The sequence below is a fragment of the Streptomyces sp. NPDC048291 genome, from assembly GCF_043201715.1.
In the GTDB taxonomy this organism is placed as follows: domain Bacteria; phylum Actinomycetota; class Actinomycetes; order Streptomycetales; family Streptomycetaceae; genus Streptomyces.
Genome location: NZ_JBICZC010000010.1, coordinates 365,897 through 384,126, shown reverse-complemented (window position 1 = coordinate 384,126; position 18,230 = coordinate 365,897). Strand labels below are relative to the sequence as shown.

The window sequence follows — 18,230 nt, the reverse complement described above, 5'->3', positions numbered from 1 at the left end:
GGACGGGCTCGACTGGACGGTGCCGTGCGGAACCCGCGGGCGTTAGCGCCCCGTCCAAGACGCCGTGGGAGATCTCCAGGCCGAGCGCGTTCGAGACGTCCGGGTACGAGAGGAACGCGGTCGCCTCCACGCCATGGGACCGTCAGTCCCGGAACGGCGGTAGCGGTGGCAGCAGTGGAGACCTGGTCGTCGTGCTCCCGTCCCTCGGATCGTCACCGGCGGTCCCGGTGGAGACGACCACGGTGCTGCCCACCGCCACCTCGGTGCCCGCCGCCGGGGAGCTCGACGTGACCACCGACGTGGACGACCCGTCGGAGCCGTCGGCGACTTCGAGGCCGAGGCCGAGCAGGCGCAGTTCGGCCCGGACCACGGCCACGGGTCTGCCGGCAAGGTCGCGGGGGACGTGGACAGTGGCCGCAGCCTCGGCGACCCGCACGTCGACCGTGGTACCGCGCGCGACCCGCTTGCCCTGGGCGATGCTCTGCCCCACCACGGTGCCGGACTCGGCTCCGCTCCTGACCTCGGTCGTGTCGCCCAGCGTCAGGCCCTGCGCAGCGAGCAGCTTCCGGGCCGACCCGAGGGTCGCGCCGGTCAGGTCCGGGACCGTGCCCGTCTGCCGCGCCCGAGCCACGGTGAGCGTCACGCCGCTGCCGGACTCGACCGACTCGCCTCCGCCGGGCTCCTGTTCGAGCACGGTGCCGGCGTCGCGCTCCGACTCGACCTGCCGTACGGCCACTTCGAATCCCTTGCCGGTGAGGATCCGGGAGGCGTCGGCCACCTTCTTGTCCGTCACATCCGGCACCTCGGTCCGTGGGACTCCCGTGGAGACCCTGACCGAGACCGCGTGGCCCTTGGCGAGTCGGCCGTCCGCGGGGCGCTGTTCGCAGACCCGGCCCTTCGGCTGCCCGGCGCAGGCGGCCTGCCGGTCGGCGCTCACCACGAGCCCCACGTTGTCCGCAGTTCGCCGGGCCTGGGCCAGTGTCTGGCCGACCAGGTCCGGGACGGCTGCCGTGTCGTCACGGGCAGATCCGTGGCCGAGCACGAGCCGGCCGGCGACGAGCGCGAGGAGCACTGCGGCCACGCTCGCCGCGACCAGGGCGATGCCGACGCGACGACGGCCGGTCCCACCCCGCCCGGTCTCACCCCGCCCGGTGCCGCCGTCCGCGAGGGGGTACTGGCGCGTCCACCCGGTGTCGTCCGCGCTGCGGCCGCTTCTCTCCGGTGCCGCGACGGGAACCTCCCGAAGGGCCCCCGGGCCGAGGTGTTCCTCGATGTCGGCGAGCATGTGGTCGGCGGACCGGTAGCGGGCCTCCGGATCCTTCTCCAGAGCACGCAGCACGATCGCGTCCACCGCCGAGCCGACGCCGGGGTGGTGGGAGCTCGGCGGTCTCGGCGTCTCCTGGACGTGCCGGCAGATGACCTCCAGCGCCGATGCGCCGGTGAACGGCGGTCGGCGGGTGAGCAGTTCGTACAGCAGGCAGCCCACCGCGTACAGGTCAGCGCGCGCGTCGGCGCCCCGCCCCTGCGCCTGCTCGGGCGCGAGGTACTGGGCGGTCCCGACCACGACCGAGGTCCGGGTCATGCCGGTGTTGCGCGCGTCGCGGGCGATCCCGAAGTCCATCACCTTGACCTGGCCGTCGGAGGTCAGCATGACATTGGCCGGCTTGATGTCCCGGTGCACGATCCCCTGCGTGTGGGAGTGCGCAAGCGCGCGCAGGATCCCCCCGGCCAGCTCCAGGACCCGCTCAGGCGTCAACGGCGGCTGCCCGTAGAGCGCTTCGCTCAGCGGCACGCCGTCGACGTACTCCATCACCAGGTACGGCAGCGGCACGGGGGTGCCGTCCGTCCGGTAGGCCACGTCCTCCCCGGTGTCGTACACCGCCGCGATCGACGGATGGTTCAGCGAGGCGGTCGACTGGGCCTCGCGCCGGAACCTCGCCAGGGACACCTCGTCGTGGGCGAGGTCCACGCGGAGGGTCTTGACGGCGACCATGCGGTCGAGCCGGGTGTCGTGGGCCAGGTGCACCTCGGCCGTACCACCGCACCCGAGGAGCGCTCCCGGCTCGTACCGGCCGCCGAACGCGAGCGGCGCGGGGGCCGCGGGCGGTGCCGCGTGCCAGTACCCCCCGCCCGCGTCCCCGCCCGCGAAGGCCTGCTCTTCTGATCCGGGCAAGTTCACAGGTCGTCTCCACAGGAGTCACGGGTCCGGATCGGATCCCGGCGGACGCTCGGGCCGCATGCGGCCAGGGGCCGGCGACCCGGCACGTCACGCGTCCAGGATCACGGCGAGAAGATAATTGCACATCGACGGGCAACATGACAGTGACCGCGGAGGAGGTGCGCTGGGTGCGCCCGACCGTGGCCGCGGCGGTGCGGGCTCAGCCTTCGGAGCCGGTCCGCTCGGCCGACAAGGGCCTGACGTCGTCGACGATCCGTTCGGCGACCCACGAATCCTTCCGCAGCGGATGCGCGGTCGGTCTGACCGTCGGCGGACTCGTCGCCTCCGTCGACCACCGCTGACGCGCAACACCGAGTCGGCACGGTTCGCGTACGAACTGGGCCGCGCCGTGGCGTTCGGCCGCCTCGGCGGGCCTGCGCGTCGTGCCCGGTGAGCAGATTTCTGGCCTCGGACGGTCCGACGACCCGCGCGGGTTCCCCTGCGCCACGCGGCTCGCTCGGCTCCCGTCCGGGTCAGAGCCCGTGCCTCCAGGCAGCCTCGGCGTCCGCAGCAGCGGCGAAGCCACCGCGCCGCGCGAGTCGACTGCCTGTCCAGCCGAGGGCGAAGCCCGCCGGAATGGCGATGAGGCCGGTGGACTGCAAACCGATCCAGTGGATGTCCTGGCCCGGCAACCGGGAGTACAGGCAGGCGGGCAGGACCGTCGCACCGGACACGGTGAGAGCAAGCTGGATCAGGGACTGCAGGTTGCCGCCCAGTCCCGGCGTATCGCCTCCCAGGGCGTTCGCAAGCAGCATCAGGGCGGCCTGACCGCTGGGATCGGCCGACCTGATGGCACGGTCACCGACGACGCCGGCCGCGCCCGGTCCGGCGATGACGACGAAGAGGCTGCAGAACGCCGATGAGGAGGACGGTGTAGCGAGTCGACCTGCGCGCTGCGGCGCCGTCGGCGGCGGAGTGACGATCAGTCGTCGGGGATGCCGGCGCCGCTGAGCGCGGGAACGGTCTTCTCGGGGCGGGCGAGGGAGCGGGCGCCGAGGCGGAACTGGTCGAGCTTGTCGATGATGGTCTGGCCGACCGGCTTGTGGCCCCAGATGCTGATGCCCTGGTGGGTGGAGGGCTCCCAGGTTGTCTCGTCGACGACGATGGGGTTCCAGCCGACCTCCCACTCGAAGCCCGAGGGGGTGCGGGCGTAGTAGGAGAGTTCCCTGTCGTTGGTGTGCTGTCCCACGGACAGGGCCATGTCGAAGCCGAGTCGGTGCACCCGCTCATAGCTCTGGGCGACGTCGTCCAGACTGGCCGCCTGGATGTTCAGGTGCTGGACGCGGGTGCGGACCGGGTCGACGGGCAGGCCGCGGACGGCGGCGATCGCGATGGAGTGGTGGCGTTCGTTGACGCGCAGGAAGCGGATCCTGAGCTTGACGCCGCTGACGGTCTCGTCGATGTAGTCGGTCAGCCGGGCGTCGAAGACCGTGTTGAAGTAGCCCCGCATCAGGGTCGGTCTGGCCGAGGTGATCGCGACATGTCCCATGCCGGCGTCTCCGGTGACCCATCCGGACGACAGCATCCGCAGGGGTTCGGCGGAGGTGACCGGGGCGGTGTAGATCTCCTGGACGATCCCCTTGGGGCCCTGGAAGCGCAGCAGCCGTTCGACACCGCGCTGCTGGGCCTCTTCGGCGCTGCCCTGGACGACGGGGACGCCGTGGGCGCGGACGCGGGCCTCGATCCGCTCGAAGGTGGCGTGGTCGTCGACGTGCCAGCCGGTCGCGACCACGTCCTCGGCCGGTCCGCGCCGCAGCAGGAAGCGGCACTCCTGCTCGTCGAGGCGGAACCGCATCAGGCCGACGTCGAGTTCGTCGCGGTGCATGCCGATGGCGTCCTCGCCGAAGCGGCGCCAGTCGGCGAAGCGGTTGGTCTCGATGACGAGGTAGCCGAGGTGGACGGCGCCGAAGACCGAGGACCCGTCGTACGTGTTCACCGGCGGCCCGCCAGGAAGGCGGCGCAGAGCTGGTTGAAGAGGTCGGCGCGCTCCCACTGCACCCAGTGGCCGGTGTTGGCGACCTCGTAGAGGTCGCAGTCGGGCATGCGGTCGGCCAGCATCCGGCCGCCGGTGGGCCGGTTGACCTTGTCGGCTCCACCCCACAGGACCAGCGTGGGAACGGCCAGGCGGTTCAGCCGCTTGTCGCGGGTGAAGTCCATCTTCCACAGGGTGGCCGCCGACTTGGGGCGCCGCAGTGGCGGGTCGGCGACGACCTCCGGGTCGATGCTGTCCCGGTAGCGCGCGTCGATGACCGAGTCGGGTACCTGGGCCGCGTTGAAGACCAGGTAGTCGCGGACGAACCGCTCCAGCTTCAGGCGCGAGGGCCCGTCCCCGGTGTAGTAGTTCAGCAGCGAGTTCAGTCCCGGCGTGGGCAGGGCGCGGGTGGTGCCGATGCCGCCGGGGCCCATCAGGACCATGCGGTCGACCCGGTCGGGGGTGTCCAGGGCGAGTCGCAGGGCGCAGGCACCGCCGTAGGAGTTGCCCACGAGGTGCGCCCTGTCCAGGCCGAGCCGGTCGAGCAGGCCGCGGATGCCGGTGGCGAGGGCGCCGAAGGGGTCGGTGAGGTCGATGCCCTTGGTGCTGCGTCCGTAGCCGGGCAGGTCGGGGACGACGACCCGGAACTCCGTCGCCAGTTCGGCGATGTTGCGCGCGTAGTTGGAGACCCCGGAGGCGCCGGGACCGCCGCCGTGCAGCAGCAGGACGGGCGGGCCGTCGCCGGTCTCCGCGACGAAGATCTTCCTGCCGCCGACGTCGAGGAGCGACTCCTGCATCGGGGGCGGTGCGGTGTGCGTGGTCATGGCGGTCCTCACGAAAGGGTCGGGACGGTCGCGCCCGGGAGCGGCGCGAATCCGGTGGGCGGCTGCGGGAGGGGGGAGCCCGGTCCAGCGGCGGCGTAGACGTAGGCGTCGGGGCGCAGGGCGACGGTGGCCGCATCGTGTCCGGTCAGCCAGGGCAGCAGCACCCCCTCGCTGTCGACGACCGCGCCCTCGGCCGGGCGGGAGCCGGCGGGCAGCACGGCCAGCGAGGCCACACCGGTGCGGTCCCAGGGCAGTTGCGGGCGGGGCAGGCCGGCGTGCAGCAGCAGCCAGCGGCCGGCCAGCACGTCGTCCAGGCGCACGCGGGTTCCGGACGGGTCGGTGACCCAGGGCTGCGGGAGCTGCTTCCCGACGGCCTTGGTGCGCGGCCGGGCCTGGAACCCGTCGGCATAGTGGGCGACCGGTATCCAGTGGGAGTCCACCAGCCGCGAGTTGAGGCCGGTCGCCCGCAGCAGCGCGCGCAACGCGGTGTCCCGGGCGCGGGCCACGGGGAGCCGGCGTTCGGTGATGATCCGGCCGACGAACACCGCCCGCCTGGTGATCTCCTTGACGTGCGGCTTGCGCTCGGCCTCGTAGGAGTCCAGAAGCGTCCCGGGCAGTTCGCCGCGCAGCACGGCGGCGAGCTTCCAGCACAGGTTGGCCGCGTCGCGCACGCCGGCGGCCATGCCCTGCCCGATCCACGGCGGCATCGCGTGCGCGGCGTCGCCGGCGAGGAAGACCCTGCCCACCCGGAAGCGGGCGGCGAAGCGGACGTGGTGGCTGTACACGGTGGCGCGCAGGATATTGATCTGGTCCCGGCCGATCCCGTACCTGGACACCATCGCGTGGATCGCGTCGTCGGTGGTGAGCTGCTTCTCGTCGTCACCGGGCAGGATCGGGAACTCCCAGCGGTGGTGCCCGAGCGGGGTCGGGCAGTCGACCGCCGGCCGTGCCGGGTCGCAGCGGAAGCGCAGCCGGTCGTGGTCGGGCCACGGCTTGAGCATCTTCGTGTCGATGACGACCCAGCGGTCCTCGTACGTCCGCCCCTCGTAACCGACGTTGAGCTGCGCGCGGGTGAGGCTGGAGCCGCCGTCGGCCGCGATCACGTACTTCGCGCGCAGCCGTCGTACCGAGTCGTCGGCGCCCACGACTGTCAGCTCGACGCCCTCCGCGTCCTGCCGCAGCCGCAGGCACTCGTGCCGCAGCAGCACCTCCACGTTCGGGTACCGGTCGACGCCCTCGCGCAGGACCTGCTCCAGGGCCGGCTGGTAGATGAACATCTGCGGCGGATGGCCGTGGCCGCGCGGACTGGGGCAGGCGCTGAGGAACGTACGCCCCCGCGCGTCGACGAAGTCCAGCGGCCGCTCGGCGAGCATGTCCCGCTTCAGCCGGTCGGCCAGGCCGACGCGCTGCCAGATCCGGATGACCTCCTCGTCCGTGGAGATCGCCCGCGCCCGGGAGTAGACCTCGGCATCCCGCTCCAGCACGACGACCCTCAGGCCCGCCCGACCCAGCAGGTTGGCCGCGGTCACACCGGTCGGCCCGTAGCCGATCACCGCCACGTCGTATGTGTCGTCCTCGGCTCTGCTGTCCCTCACCGGACCACCTCACTGTCCCTGTCGCGGCTCTTGATGTAGCGTTTACTCCAATTGGAGCATTCGCTACGGTAGGTTGGATGCGGAAGGCGGTCAAGTGCCGACGAGGAGGAAGGGGGCGGGTTCCATGACCAGGCCGCGGGCGGCGCTGAAGAAGCGCGCGAACGGCGTGGAGTCGCGACAGCGCATCCTCGACGCCACCGTCGAGATCGCGGGGGAACGCGGATACGAGGGCACGTCGATCGCCGCGGTCAGCGCCAAGTGCGGGCTGCCCGCGAGTTCGATCTACTGGCACTTCAAGGACAAGGACGACCTGATCGCCGCGGTCATCGAACGCAGCTTCGAGGCCTGGGTGGAGACCGTCGGTCTCCCCGACGACAGCGCCGGCACTCCGCTGGAACGCGCCATGATCATGGCCGCCGACGTCGCGAAGTCGCTGGTCGAAGCACCGGACTTCCTCCGCCTGGGTCTGATGCTCGCCCTGGAGCGGCGGCCCACCGAACCCCGGGGCCGCACGGTCTTCCTACAGGTCCGCGAGCTCTCGCTGAGAAGGGTCGAGGACGTGGTCAGGAGCCTGTTCCCGGATCTGGACGAGGACGCCGTGGGCACGCTCACCACATACGCCGTCGCCGGGGCCGACGGCCTGTTCACCCACCGGGAGATCCACGGCGACACGGTCGACCCGGTGACGCTGTTCGAGCTGCACGCACACCTGGTGTACGACGCGGCGACCCGCCTGGCCCCGGGGAGCAGGAGATGAGCCTGAGCCATGTCCAGAGCGAGGAGGCCGGTCTGCTGCTGCGGGAGGCCCGGCGGCGGGCGAGACCGGTCGATCCGCTGTCGTCCCTGCTACCCGGTCTGGACCTGGCCGAGGCCTACGCCGTGCAGCGCGAGAACATCGCCTGGCGGGTCGCCGACGGCGCCAGCGTCATCGGCCGTACGGTCGGCGTCACTTCCGCGGCCATGCAGGAGCTGCTCGGCGTCGACGAACCCGACTTCGGTCATCTGCTCGACGACATGGTCCACCGCGACGGCGCCGCCGTCCGCACGGCACGCTACTGCACACCCCGCGTCGAGCCGGAGGTCTGCTTCCTGCTCGCCCGGCCGCTGACCGGCCCGGATGTCACCGTCGAGGACGTCCTGGCGGCCACCGACGCCGTGGCGCCGGCGCTGGAGATCGTCGACAGCCGGATCCGGGACTGGAAGACCACCGTGGTCGACAGGGTCGCGGACAACGCGAGTTCCGCCGGGCTGGTCTGTGGCCGCTGGACGCCGATCGCGGAGGTGCCCGACCTCGCCGCGGTCCTCGTCGACCTGGTCGTCGACGGGACGCAGGTCGCCTCCGGCAGTGGCAAGGAGGTGCTGGGCCATCCCGCGGCCGCGGTGGCCTGGCTTGCGAACACCCTCGCCGTTTCCGGTACCGCTCTGCGGCCCGGGCACATGGTGCTGCCCGGCGCGATGACCACCGCGCCCTTCGTCACCGCCGCACAACGGGTCGAGGCCCGCTTCGACCCCCTCGGATCCGTGTCGGTGACGTTCGTCTGATCCACCCGGGTCCCGGCAGCGCGCCCCTCGCCCGCCAGGCACAGCTCCTGGCCGATCGTTTCCATCAGCTCCGACCCGATGCTCAGGGTGATCCAGTGCCCGGGCGTCGCCCACCGCCCCACCTCACGGGAAGACGCCCCACCGACAGGGCGCCGGATCCGTCCACCCGAAGGAAGCCGCCTCATGACCACCGCGCCCCGCCGCATCGATGTCCACCAGCATCTCGTCCCAGCCCTGTATCGCGATGCCCTGGCCAAGTCCGGCATCGTGGAGGCGGGCGGCCGGTTGCTGCCCCACTGGAGCCCCGAGGCCGCGCTGGAGCTGATGGACCTTCTGGGCACCGAGACGGCGATCCTCTCCGTGTCCACCCCCGGTACGGGCTTCCTGACCGACCGCACCGACGCCGCCGAACTGGCCCGCCGCCTGAACGACTTCTGCGCGGGGCTCCCCCTGGACCACCCCGGCCGCTTCGGCTGGTTCGCCACCCTGCCCATGCCCGACGCCGGCGCGTCGGCCGCGGAAGCCGAGCGTGCCCTGGGCGAACTCGGTGCCGACGGGGTCACGCTGCTCGCCAACAACCAGGGCACCTATCTGGGCACCGAGGGCCAGGACGCCCTGTGGCGGACCCTCGACGCACGCGGGGCCGTCGTACTCGTGCACCCGGCGGAGCTCCCCGCCCCCGCCGTCGACGGCATCCCCCCGTTCGCCGCCGACTTCCTTCTCGACACCACCCGCGCCGCCTACCTTCTGGTCCGCAACGGCATCGTGCGCCGGTACCCGGGCATCCGGTTCATCCTCAGCCACGGGGGCGGCTTCGTCCCGTACGCCTCCCACCGCATGGCCGTCGCCATCGCCGCCGACACCGGGCGCAGCCCGCTCGACATCCTCGACGACCTGCGTGGCTTCTACTTCGACACCGCCCTCTCCTCCAGCCCCGCCGCACTGCCCACCCTGCTCGCCTTCGCCCGCCCCGGACACGTCCTGTTCGGCAGCGACTGGCCGTTCGCCCCCACGGCCGCCGGCCAGTACTTCGCCAACGGGCTCGACGTCGAGGCCACCCCGGACATCCGGCACGCCGTCAACCGCACCAACGCCGAAGCACTCTTCCCCCGCCTGGCCGACGCCCCGGTATCCGCTCCCGCCACGCGTCCGCTCCCCCAACGTCTGCGGCACTCGGCGCAGCGGGCCGGCGCCCGCCTCTTCTTCAAGCTCGTCCAGCCCGGGACCGACTGAGACGCCTGCGGTGCACGGGCTCCTCAGCGCAGGCCGGTGCCGTCCCCGCGCAGGACCCGCGACAGGCCCAGGGCCGCCGTCCGCACCGCGGGGGCCAGCTGGGCCGGGCCGAAGCGTTCGCAGGGTACGGCCACCGAGAGGGCCGCGATCATCCTGCCGCCGGAGAACACCGGGGCGGCGATGCAGCTGACGCCCACGGCGGCCTCCTGTTCCTCGTAGGCCAGGCCCGAGACCTGGATCTTCTCCAGGGCCAGGCGCAGCCGCGCCGGGTCGGTGATCGAGTACGGGGTGAGGCTCGGCAACGGCCGGGACAGCACCTCCTCGGCCAACTCGGCACCGGAGAAGGCGAGCAGGGCCTTGCCGACACCGGTACAGCTCAGCGGCAGGCTGCCACCGATGCGGGACGGCAGCCGGAGCGCCTCGTGGCCGTGGATGCGCTCCAGGTAGACGACGTCCATGCCCTCGCGGACGCCGAGGTGGACGGTCTCGCGGGTGGCCTCGAACAGGTCCTGGAGGAACGGCAGCGCCGTCTCCCGCAGATCGCGCCGGTGCGGGACCAGCGAGCCGAGCTCGAACAGCTTCGCACCGAGCCGGTACCGGTTGCCGGACCGCTCCAGCCAGCCCAGCCGGACCAGGTCCGCCGCCAGCCGGTGCACCGTGGGCTTGGGCAGACCGGTGAGCACAGAAAGTTCCGACAACCGGAAAGGTCCGCCACTCGGATTGAAGCAATCCAGGATGAGCGCCGCTTTTTCGAGCATGCTGCCGCTCACGTTGTTCCGTGTCACGGAACAGAGTTTGTCTCCTTTCGAAGACCCTGTCTATATCGATGTCAACCCGCCGCCTTCCCTCCTGGAGGTAACCCGTGTCGACCGCAATCGACGGCGTTCGTCCGGATGCCGTTCCCCCGGCCGTGGCCAAGGCCGCCGACCTGCTGGCGGAGGCCGCCCGCTCCGGGGTCGCCTGCCCGCCCGTGCGCCACCTGTTCGCGGGCGGGGGCGACCTGGAGTCCGCGTACGCCGTGCAGCAGGTCAACGTCCGGCGGGGGCTGGAGGCGGGCCGCCGGATCGTCGGCCGCAAGATCGGCCTCACCTCGCCGGCCGTCCAGCGCCAGCTCGGCGTCGACCGGCCCGACTTCGGCGCCCTGTTCGCCGACATGGCGGTGCCGGACGGCGAACAGGTGCCCGCGGGGCGGTTGCTGCAGCCCAAGGTGGAGGCCGAGGTCGCCCTCGTCCTCGGGCGTGACCTGCCGGAGCGCGCGTGCACGCTCGTGGACGTCCTGCGGGCCGTCGACTTCGCGCTGCCGGCCCTGGAGATCGTCGACAGCCGGGTCGCCGCCTGGGACATCTCGCTCGTCGACACGGTCGCCGACAACGCCTCCTGCGGTCTGTACGTCCTCGGCGGCACTCCCGTACCGCTGGACCGGGTCGATCTGCGCGCCGTGACGATGACGATGGAGCGCAACGGCGAGACAGCCTCCGAGGGCACCGGCGCCGCCTGCCTCGGCAGCCCGCTGAACGCGGCGGTCTGGCTGGCGTCCGCCCTCGCCGAGCGCGGCGCCCCCCTGCGCGCCGGCGACCTCGTACTGACCGGCGCCCTGGGCCCGATGACCCCCGCGGCCCCTGGCGACACGTTCGAGGCCCACATCTCGGACCTGGGCTCCGTACGGGTCCGCTTCGCCACGGAAGGAGAGCAGCAGTGAGCAGCACGAAGGTCGCCGTCATCGGCTCGGGCAACATCGGCACCGACCTGATGATCAAGATCCTGCGGCTGTCGGAGAGTCTGGAGATCGCCGCGATGGCCGGCATCGACCCCGACTCCGACGGCCTGGCCCGCGCCCGCCGGCTCAAGGTGGCCACCACCCACGAGGGCGTCGAAGGCCTTGTCGCCATGGACGAGTTCGCCGACGTCGAGATCGTCTTCGACGCCACCTCGGCCGGCGCCCACCGCCACCACGACGAGATCCTGCGCCCCCTGGGCCGCACCCTCGTCGACCTCACCCCCGCCGCGCTCGGCCCGTACGTCGTCCCGCCGGTCAACGGCAGCTCCCATCTCGACGCCCGCAACGTCAACATGGTCACCTGCGGCGGCCAGGCCACGATCCCGGTCGTCGCCGCGGTCGCCGCCGCCACGCCCGTCCACTACGGCGAGATCGTCGCCTCCATCGCCTCCCGCTCGGCGGGGCCCGGCACCCGCGCCAACATCGACGAGTTCACCGAGACCACCTCCTCGGCGATCGAGCAGGTCGGCGGGGCCGCGCGCGGCAAGGCGATCATCGTCCTCAACCCCGCCGAACCCCCGCTGATCATGCGGGACACCGTGCACTGCCTGGTCGCCGACTGCGCCACCGAGGCCGTCACGGCGTCGATCGAGGAGATGGTCGGCCGCGTCCAGGCGTACGTGCCCGGCTACCGCCTCAAGCAGCAGGTGCAGTACGAGAAGGTCGCCGCCGACGACCCGCTGCGCACCCTCGCCCCCGGCACCGACGAGGCGCTCAAGGTGTCGGTCTTCCTGGAGGTGGAGGGCGCCGCCCACTTCCTGCCCGCCTACGCCGGGAACCTCGACATCATGACCTCGGCCGCGCTGCGCACCGCGGAACGCATGGCCGCCCACCGCTCCGCCGAGAGGGCCGTGCGATGACCCGTCTGTACATCCAGGACGTGACCCTGCGGGACGGCATGCACGCCGTCCGGCACCGCTACACCGTCGAGCAGGCCCGTGCGATCGCCGCCGCCCTGGACGCGGCCGGCGTGGCCGCCGTCGAGATCGCGCACGGCGACGGGCTGGCCGGCTCCAGCATCAACTACGGCGTCGGCGCCCACACCGACTGGGAGTGGATCGAGGCCGTCACCGACGTCACCCGGCACGCGGTGCCCACCACGCTGCTGCTGCCCGGCATCGGCACCCTGCACGACCTGCGCCAGGCGCACCGGCTGGGCATCCGCTCGGTCCGCGTCGCCACGCACTGCACCGAGGCCGACATCTCCGCCCAGCACATCGCCGCGGCCCGCGATCTGGGCATGGACGTCGCCGGGTTCCTGATGATGTCCCACATGGCCGAACCGGCCGAACTGGCCCGTCAGGCCAAGCTGATGGAGTCCTACGGCGCCCACTGCGTCTACGTCACCGACTCCGGCGGCCGCCTCACCATGGACGGCGTCCGCGACCGCTTCCACGCCTACCGCGAAGTCCTGGCGCCGGAAACCGAGTTGGGCATCCACGCCCACCACAGTCTCGCCCTCGGCGTGGCGAACAGCGTGGTCGCCGTGGAGAGCGGCGCCGTCCGCGTCGACGCCTCCCTCGCCGGGCAGGGCGCGGGCGCCGGCAACTGCCCCCTGGAGGCGTTCGTCGCGGTCGCCGACCTGATGGGCTGGGACCACGCCTGCGACCTGTTCCCCCTGATGGACGCCGCCGACGATCTCGTACGACCGCTGCAGGACCGCGAGGTACGGGTCGACCGCGAGACCCTCAGCCTCGGCTACGCGGGCGTCTACTCCAGCTTCCTCCGCCACGCGGAGACCGCCGCGGCCCGCTACGGCATCGACACCCGCACCATACTGGTCGAGGTCGGCCGCCGTGGCATGGTGGGCGGCCAGGAGGACATGATCACCGATATCGCGCTGGACCTGCTGGCACGGGCGGAGGCCACGGCCTGAACGGGAAGCAGGGCACCGGATCGCCGGCCCGCGCCGAGGGCGAGATGCCCGGGAACAGGCCGGTGAGCGGGCGGTCGTAGCGGGAGAGCCGGATCCGCGGCGTACGCCGTGAGGACGGCGTCGCGGCCGGCGGACGCACCCACCGGGGCAGGCCGCGGCGCGGCGGCCGGTCCGCAGTGACGGTCGTAAAGAAGGAGAAGGACCGCTCGTCGGCTGGTACGCCGGCGTCCGGGGTGTTCACCGGCACGATCGTCGTTGTCGTCGTTCCGATACCGTGCAGGTGTCAACACCCTCGGAAAGGGCAGTCCTCATGACCGGTTCGCCGACGGTGCGCAAGAAGCGCGCGAACGGCGTGGAGTCGCGGCAGCGCATCCTCGACGCCACCGTCGAGATCGCGGGTGAGCGCGGGTACGAAGGCACATCGATCGCCGCGGTCAGCGCCAAGTGCGGGCTGCCCGCGAGTTCGATCTACTGGCACTTCAAGGACAAGGACGACCTGATCGCCGCAGTCATCGAGCGCAGCTTCGAGACCTGGCTGGCGACCGTGGAACTTCCCGGAGAGCCAACCGGGACACCGCTCGAGCGAGTCACAGCCGTAGCCGCCGACGTCGCCAGATCCCTGGTCGACGCGCCGGACTTCCTGCGCCTGGGCCTGATGCTCGCGCTGGAGCGCCGCCCCACGGAGCCGCGCGGCCGGACCGTCTTCCTCCAGGTCCGCGACGTCGCCGCACAGAAGATCGCCGAGGCACTCACCGAGTTGTTCCCAGATCTGGACGACGACGCCGTGCGCGTTCTCACCACCTACGCCATCGCCGGGGCCGACGGCCTCTTCGTACAGCGAGAGACCCACGGCACGACGGTCGACCTGGTCGCCATGTTCACCCTGCACGCGCGGCTGATCCACGACGCCGCGGTTCGCATGGCACTGCGCGACGAAAGCGCCTGACCAGCCTCAGCGGAGTCGGGGGAAGAGGGTCTTCGCGTGGGTGTGGTCGATCGCGTCCAGCTGCGGCAGGCTCGCGAAGAACCCGAAGCGGTCGCCGGCTCGATCCTGCACGACTTCGACCACGAGCCCCTGGGAACCGACCCCGCGGGCAGCCCCGTCCACCTCAAGGACCTGTGGTCCTCGGACGAGGAAGTCGCCGCCCGGGTACGGGACTTCGTGCGCCCGGAGATGTTCCGGGACAACGCCGCCCGCCCCGGGCGGCCACGCCTCCATCGCCGACGGCACCGACGTCCTGCACGTGTACGAGGCCGCGACGACGCACCGCGCCGCCGGCCACGCCCTGGTGGTGGTCGCGGGGCGAAACGGGGCCGGTTCCAGCCGCGACCGTGCGGTCAAGGCACCGGCGCCGCTCGGTGTCCGGGCGGTGATCGCCGTGTCCTGCGAACGTATCCACCGGTCCAACCTGATCGGCACGGGCGTCCTGCCGATCGAGTTCACCGGCGCGGAGGACCTGGCCTTCGAGGGACTCGACGACCTGCGCGTCGGGACCGACGCGGTGGTGCTGGGCGTCGGCGCTCCGGACGGCTCCGAAACGACCACCGACCTGCGACTGCGGGTCTTCTCACGCCGAGAACTGGCCTATCTGCGGCACGGCGGCGTTCTGCCGTACGTGGTCCGGCGGACCCTTGCGTCCCGAGCCCGGCCGCCTGCGGCGTCCGCCGCCGACGCGATGCGACGGGCCTGACCGTCTCCCGGTGCTTCGGCTGTCCCTCCGTCGAGGCCGGGATCCGGCCCCGCTGCTGCCTGTGGTACCGCTTGAGCGCGTCACGCCGGGCAGCAGCAGCTGCGCGAGTGCCCGTGCCCGGCGCCGAGGACCAGCCACCCGCCCTCCGGGGCCGACCCGCGCCGGCGGTTCTGTCTGCTTCGGATCTTCCGCCCGTATACGCGAGGGAAAATTCAGTTCATCGGTCCGCAAACCGGTCGCTGGATCGGTGTAATCCGCACAGATGCGGTGCCGCGCAACGATCTAGCGTCGAAAGTGCACGGGGGCCACACGGACCAGAAAGCACCGAGACGCACATGCCCATCCCGGATACCGCCGACGTCATCTCCACGACCGACCTCGACACCCTCACCCCGCCCGCCGCCGCCTACCTTCCCGGACCCGCCGACGAACTGCCGCCGGCCGCGTCCCCGCCCGAACTCGTACTGCAGCAGGTGCGCGACGAACTCGCGCTCGACGGCAACGCGCAACGCAACCTCGCGACCTTCGTGACCACCTGGATGGAACCGCAGGCACGGCAGCTGATGGCCGACACCGCGGAGAAGAACCTCGCGGACCGCGCCGAGTACCCGAAGATCACCGCCATGGAAGAGCGGTGCGTGCGGATGCTCGGACGCCTGTGGCACGCACCGCATCCGGAGCGGGTCCGCGGCTGCTCCACCACCGGCTCCAGCGAGGCGGGGATGCTGGGCGGCCTCGCGCTCAAGCGCCGCTGGCAGCAGCGCCGGCGCGGGCAGGGCAGGGACACGGCCCGCCCCAACCTGGTGATGGGCGCGAACGTCCAGGTGTGCTGGAAGAAGTTCGCCAACTACTTCGAGGTGGAGCCGCGTTACGTCCCGATGGAGCCCGGCCGCTACCACCTCACGCCCGACACCCTGACCGCCTACTGCGACGACAACACCATCGGCGTCGTCACCGTCCTCGGCTCCACCTACGACGGTTCCTACGAGCCCGTCGCCGACATCTGCATGGCCCTGGACGGCTACCAGGCCGCGACCGGCACCGACATTCCCGTGCACGTGGACGGGGCGTCCGGCGCGATGGTGGCGCCGTTCCTCGACCCGGGTCTGATGTGGGACTTCCAGCTCGAACGCGTCGCCTCCATCAACACCTCGGGGCACAAGTACGGGCACGTCTTCCCCGGTCTCGGCTGGGCCCTGTGGCGCGATGCCGAGGCCCTTCCGGACGACCTGGTCTTCGAGGTGGACTACCTCGGCGGCCGCTCCCCCAGCTTCACCCTCAACTTCTCCCGTCCGGGCGCCCACGTCGTCGCGCAGTACTACAGCTTCCTGCGGTACGGCTTCGAGGGGCTGCGCCACCTCGCTGTCCAGAACCGTACGACGGCCCACGCCCTCGCGGCCCGGATCCGGGCCGTCCCGCCCTACGAACTCGTGACCGACGGATCCGAACTCCCCGCCCTCGCCTTCCGCCTGGCGCAGGGAGCGCACGGCTTCACCGTCTTCGACGTCTCGCACGCCATGCACGCACGCGGCTGGCATCTGCCCGCCTACACCTTCCCCGCCCCCTGCCAGGACGTCTCCGTCCTGCGCCTCGTCGTCCGCACCGGGTTCACCGCCGACCTCGCCAACTCCTTCATCACCGACCTCACGGACGTCACCCGGCAACTCCGGCCCCGCCGGTCCATGCCCGCACCGACCGTCCTGCCCGCGGCCGTCACCCCGGAGCCGGCACACGCCGGCATCACCGTGTAGCCCCGACACCCGCACCGCTGCGGGCCGGCCGCACCGCACAGACCTGTACGAACGGTCTCAGGACGTCCCGGGCCTTCGCGGCGGCGTCGGTACGCACAGCCACGCGAGGCCCGCGGCGGTCAGGTAGGCCAGCGCACCGACGGCCATGCTGGTGCGCAGGCCGGTGTTGTAGTCGGTGGCGGTGGCGAGCAGGCTGCCGCCGAGCGCGACGCCGGTGGCGCTGCCGATCTGGCGGGTGGTGTTGAACAGGGCGGAGGCGGCGCCCGCGTACGCCGAAGGCGCCGCACCCATCACGGTGGCCGTGGAGCCGGTGAGGGCGAAGGAGGTACCGAATCCCGCGGCCATCATCGGGGCCACCAGCAGCGGGTAGGCGGGGTCGGCGCCCGCCGCGGCCCAGCCGGCCAGGCCCAGGGCGGCCAGGAGCATGCCGGAGACCACCAGTGGACGGTCGCCGGTGCGGCGGGCCAGCCGCCCGGACAGGACGGAGGCGAACATGGTCATCGCCACCGCGGGGAACAGGGCCAGCCCCGTGCCGAGGGCGCTGAAGTGGCGCTGGTGCTGGAACTCCAGGCTGGCGGTGAACACCATGCCGTAGAAGCCGAAGTTGAACAGCAGGCCGATGACGGCTCCGCCGCTCATCGCCCGGGAGCGCAGCAGGCTCGGCGGCAGGACCGGGGAGCGGGCGAGCCGCTCGCGCACCGCGAAGGCCGCGGCGGACAGGACTGCCAGGCCCACCCCGGCGAGTACGGCGGGATCGGACCAGCCCCGCCGTCCGGCCTCGTTGAGCGCCGCGGTCAGCAGTGCGGCCGTCGCGATCACCGCGCACTGCGCCGGCCAGTCCAGGGCCCGGTCGGCGCGCCGGGGCGAGCGTGCCACGTGCCGCAGCGTCAGTACCAGGCAGGCCACGCCGACGGGCAGGTTGACGAGGAACACCCACCGCCAGCCGAGCGTGGAGACGAGCAGCCCGCCGAGGAGCGGGCCGGCGGCGGCCGCGATGCCCGCCATCGAACCCCACAGCCCGAAGGCCCGCGAGCGTGCGGCCGTCGCCGGGTAGGCCCGTTGGAGCAGGGCCAGTGAGCCGGGCACGATCAGGGCCGCGCCGAGACCCTCCACCAGCCGGGCCGCGACCAGGATCGGGGCGCTCGCCGCGAGCGCGCAGGCGGCCGAGGACAGCGTGAACACCGCCACGCCCGCGCAGAAGACCCGCCGGTTGCCCAGCCGGTCGCCCAGCGCGCCGCCGGTCAGCAGGAACCCGGCGAAGACCAGGGTGTACCCGTCGGTGATCCACTGGATGCCGGTGAGCGAGGCCGACAGTTCCCGGCCGATCACCGGCACGGCGACGTTGATGGCCGTCACGTCCAGGATCACCATGAAGTACCCGGCGCAGACGGCCAGCAGCGGCGCCCAGGACCGTTGCCCGGGTTCCGGGGCCGCGTCGGAAGAGGGCTTCGCCCCACCGCCGTCGGCCGACTCCGCGAACGCCACGACCCCAACTCCATCCCCATCCGCAGAGACACAACACAAAAAGCCACAATAATGGGCATAGGTAGACTTCAAGGTCATCCGGTGGCAGCTCGTGGACCTGTCCCGCCTGGGCCCACGATCCATCCAACGGGGCACCGACGACCCGAAGACGACGGGAGCAGGCAGCGGAGCTTCGGGACGGCCGGGACTGCGGCGGTCGGGGACCTCGGTCTTCCGTTGACGGCCTCGTCCTCCGGACACCGGCGTCGCTCCGCACCGGGCAAGCC

Annotated in this window: 17 protein-coding genes; 10 read left to right on the top strand and 7 right to left on the bottom strand. The window is 72.1% G+C overall.

Annotation, left to right across the window (positions count from 1 at the left end; genetic code table 11):
- Positions 1–142 precede the first annotated feature (142 nt).
- Complete coding sequence (pknB, locus tag ACGF5O_RS27835; protein WP_393812605.1) at positions 143–2,173, bottom strand: Stk1 family PASTA domain-containing Ser/Thr kinase; 2,031 nt, start codon at positions 2,171–2,173, stop codon at positions 143–145.
- Between the two features lie 143 nt (positions 2,174–2,316).
- Here pknB and ACGF5O_RS27830 point away from each other — a divergent pair, with 143 nt between their 5' ends.
- The gene (locus ACGF5O_RS27830) at positions 2,317–2,520 is read left to right on the top strand and encodes a hypothetical protein (protein ID WP_393812604.1); all 204 of its coding nucleotides are present in this window, start codon (positions 2,317–2,319) and stop codon (positions 2,518–2,520) included.
- A 171-nt stretch (positions 2,521–2,691) separates the two neighbouring features.
- Here the strand turns inward: ACGF5O_RS27830 and ACGF5O_RS27825 are convergent, their stop codons facing one another.
- The 4 genes from ACGF5O_RS27825 to ACGF5O_RS27810 all read right to left on the bottom strand — a co-directional run bounded on the left by ACGF5O_RS27825 (position 2,692) and on the right by ACGF5O_RS27810 (position 6,609).
- Positions 2,692–2,973 carry a hypothetical protein gene (locus tag ACGF5O_RS27825; protein WP_393812603.1) on the bottom strand — a complete coding sequence of 94 codons (282 nt, stop codon included), beginning with the start codon at positions 2,971–2,973 and terminating at the stop codon, positions 2,692–2,694.
- Between the two features lie 167 nt (positions 2,974–3,140).
- Positions 3,141–4,154: a VOC family protein gene (locus ACGF5O_RS27820; protein WP_393812602.1), complete on the bottom strand. Its 1,014-nt coding sequence runs from the start codon at positions 4,152–4,154 to the stop codon at positions 3,141–3,143.
- On the bottom strand, positions 4,151–5,014 hold the full coding sequence (locus ACGF5O_RS27815; RefSeq protein WP_393812601.1) for an alpha/beta fold hydrolase: 864 nt from the start codon (positions 5,012–5,014) through the stop codon (positions 4,151–4,153). The genes ACGF5O_RS27820 and ACGF5O_RS27815 overlap by 4 nt, the downstream gene beginning before the upstream one ends.
- Before the next feature lie 8 nt (positions 5,015–5,022).
- Positions 5,023–6,609 (bottom strand): bifunctional 3-(3-hydroxy-phenyl)propionate/3-hydroxycinnamic acid hydroxylase, encoded by a 1,587-nt coding sequence (locus ACGF5O_RS27810; protein ID WP_393812600.1) that lies wholly within the window; start codon positions 6,607–6,609, stop codon positions 5,023–5,025.
- Between the two features lie 124 nt (positions 6,610–6,733).
- Between ACGF5O_RS27810 and ACGF5O_RS27805 the strand changes: the two genes are divergently transcribed.
- From ACGF5O_RS27805 to ACGF5O_RS27795, 3 genes are all read left to right on the top strand, one after another.
- Positions 6,734–7,366: a TetR/AcrR family transcriptional regulator gene (locus ACGF5O_RS27805; protein WP_393812599.1), complete on the top strand. Its 633-nt coding sequence runs from the start codon at positions 6,734–6,736 to the stop codon at positions 7,364–7,366.
- Positions 7,363–8,151: a 2-keto-4-pentenoate hydratase gene (locus tag ACGF5O_RS27800; RefSeq protein ID WP_393812598.1), complete on the top strand. Its 789-nt coding sequence runs from the start codon at positions 7,363–7,365 to the stop codon at positions 8,149–8,151. Before ACGF5O_RS27805 ends, ACGF5O_RS27800 begins: the two co-directional genes overlap by 4 nt.
- Before the next feature lie 183 nt (positions 8,152–8,334).
- Positions 8,335–9,384, top strand: coding sequence for an amidohydrolase family protein (locus tag ACGF5O_RS27795; protein ID WP_393812597.1), 1,050 nt, complete (start codon positions 8,335–8,337; stop codon positions 9,382–9,384).
- Positions 9,385–9,407: 23 nt separating this feature from the next.
- On the opposite strand, the gene ACGF5O_RS27790 is transcribed toward ACGF5O_RS27795, so the two are convergent.
- Positions 9,408–10,142: an IclR family transcriptional regulator gene (locus ACGF5O_RS27790; protein WP_393812716.1), complete on the bottom strand. Its 735-nt coding sequence runs from the start codon at positions 10,140–10,142 to the stop codon at positions 9,408–9,410.
- A 104-nt stretch (positions 10,143–10,246) separates the two neighbouring features.
- On the opposite strand from ACGF5O_RS27790, the gene mhpD reads away from it, so the two are divergent.
- From mhpD to ACGF5O_RS27760, 6 genes are all read left to right on the top strand, one after another.
- A complete protein-coding gene (gene mhpD, locus ACGF5O_RS27785) occupies positions 10,247–11,083 on the top strand; it encodes a 2-keto-4-pentenoate hydratase (protein WP_393812596.1) in 837 nt (278 codons plus the stop codon).
- Positions 11,080–12,021: an acetaldehyde dehydrogenase (acetylating) gene (locus ACGF5O_RS27780; protein WP_393812595.1), complete on the top strand. Its 942-nt coding sequence runs from the start codon at positions 11,080–11,082 to the stop codon at positions 12,019–12,021. Before mhpD ends, ACGF5O_RS27780 begins: the two co-directional genes overlap by 4 nt.
- Positions 12,018–13,037, top strand: a complete 1,020-nt coding sequence (dmpG, locus tag ACGF5O_RS27775) for a 4-hydroxy-2-oxovalerate aldolase (RefSeq protein ID WP_393812594.1) — start codon at positions 12,018–12,020, stop codon at positions 13,035–13,037. The genes ACGF5O_RS27780 and dmpG overlap by 4 nt, the downstream gene beginning before the upstream one ends.
- A 310-nt stretch (positions 13,038–13,347) precedes the next feature.
- Positions 13,348–13,983 carry a TetR family transcriptional regulator gene (locus ACGF5O_RS27770; protein ID WP_393812593.1) on the top strand — a complete coding sequence of 212 codons (636 nt, stop codon included), beginning with the start codon at positions 13,348–13,350 and terminating at the stop codon, positions 13,981–13,983.
- A 298-nt stretch (positions 13,984–14,281) separates the two neighbouring features.
- The gene (locus ACGF5O_RS27765) at positions 14,282–14,728 is read left to right on the top strand and encodes an aconitate hydratase (protein WP_393812592.1); all 447 of its coding nucleotides are present in this window, start codon (positions 14,282–14,284) and stop codon (positions 14,726–14,728) included.
- A 335-nt stretch (positions 14,729–15,063) separates the two neighbouring features.
- Entirely contained in the window at positions 15,064–16,479 is a 1,416-nt protein-coding gene (locus ACGF5O_RS27760) for a glutamate decarboxylase (RefSeq protein WP_393812591.1), read from the top strand.
- Positions 16,480–16,536: 57 nt separating this feature from the next.
- Here ACGF5O_RS27760 and ACGF5O_RS27755 read toward each other — a convergent pair whose 3' ends face one another.
- Positions 16,537–17,964 carry an MFS transporter gene (locus tag ACGF5O_RS27755; RefSeq protein ID WP_393812590.1) on the bottom strand — a complete coding sequence of 476 codons (1,428 nt, stop codon included), beginning with the start codon at positions 17,962–17,964 and terminating at the stop codon, positions 16,537–16,539.
- Between the last annotated feature and the right edge of the window lie 266 nt (positions 17,965–18,230).

What these genes read in the sequence shown, in the direction of transcription:
- ACGF5O_RS27815 (WP_393812601.1), bottom strand. Translation starts at nt 5,014, where the DNA reads ATGACCACGCACACCGCACCGCCCCCGATGCAGGAGTCGCTCCTCGAC.
- ACGF5O_RS27760 (WP_393812591.1), top strand. Translation starts at nt 15,064, where the DNA reads ATGCCCATCCCGGATACCGCCGACGTCATCTCCACGACCGACCTCGAC.
- ACGF5O_RS27825 (WP_393812603.1), bottom strand. Translation starts at nt 2,973, where the DNA reads ATGCTGCTTGCGAACGCCCTGGGAGGCGATACGCCGGGACTGGGCGGC.
- dmpG (WP_393812594.1), top strand. Translation starts at nt 12,018, where the DNA reads ATGACCCGTCTGTACATCCAGGACGTGACCCTGCGGGACGGCATGCAC.
- ACGF5O_RS27795 (WP_393812597.1), top strand. Translation starts at nt 8,335, where the DNA reads ATGACCACCGCGCCCCGCCGCATCGATGTCCACCAGCATCTCGTCCCA.
- ACGF5O_RS27830 (WP_393812604.1), top strand. Translation starts at nt 2,317, where the DNA reads ATGACAGTGACCGCGGAGGAGGTGCGCTGGGTGCGCCCGACCGTGGCC.
- ACGF5O_RS27790 (WP_393812716.1), bottom strand. Translation starts at nt 10,142, where the DNA reads ATGCTCGAAAAAGCGGCGCTCATCCTGGATTGCTTCAATCCGAGTGGC.
- ACGF5O_RS27805 (WP_393812599.1), top strand. Translation starts at nt 6,734, where the DNA reads ATGACCAGGCCGCGGGCGGCGCTGAAGAAGCGCGCGAACGGCGTGGAG.
- ACGF5O_RS27800 (WP_393812598.1), top strand. Translation starts at nt 7,363, where the DNA reads ATGAGCCTGAGCCATGTCCAGAGCGAGGAGGCCGGTCTGCTGCTGCGG.
- ACGF5O_RS27770 (WP_393812593.1), top strand. Translation starts at nt 13,348, where the DNA reads ATGACCGGTTCGCCGACGGTGCGCAAGAAGCGCGCGAACGGCGTGGAG.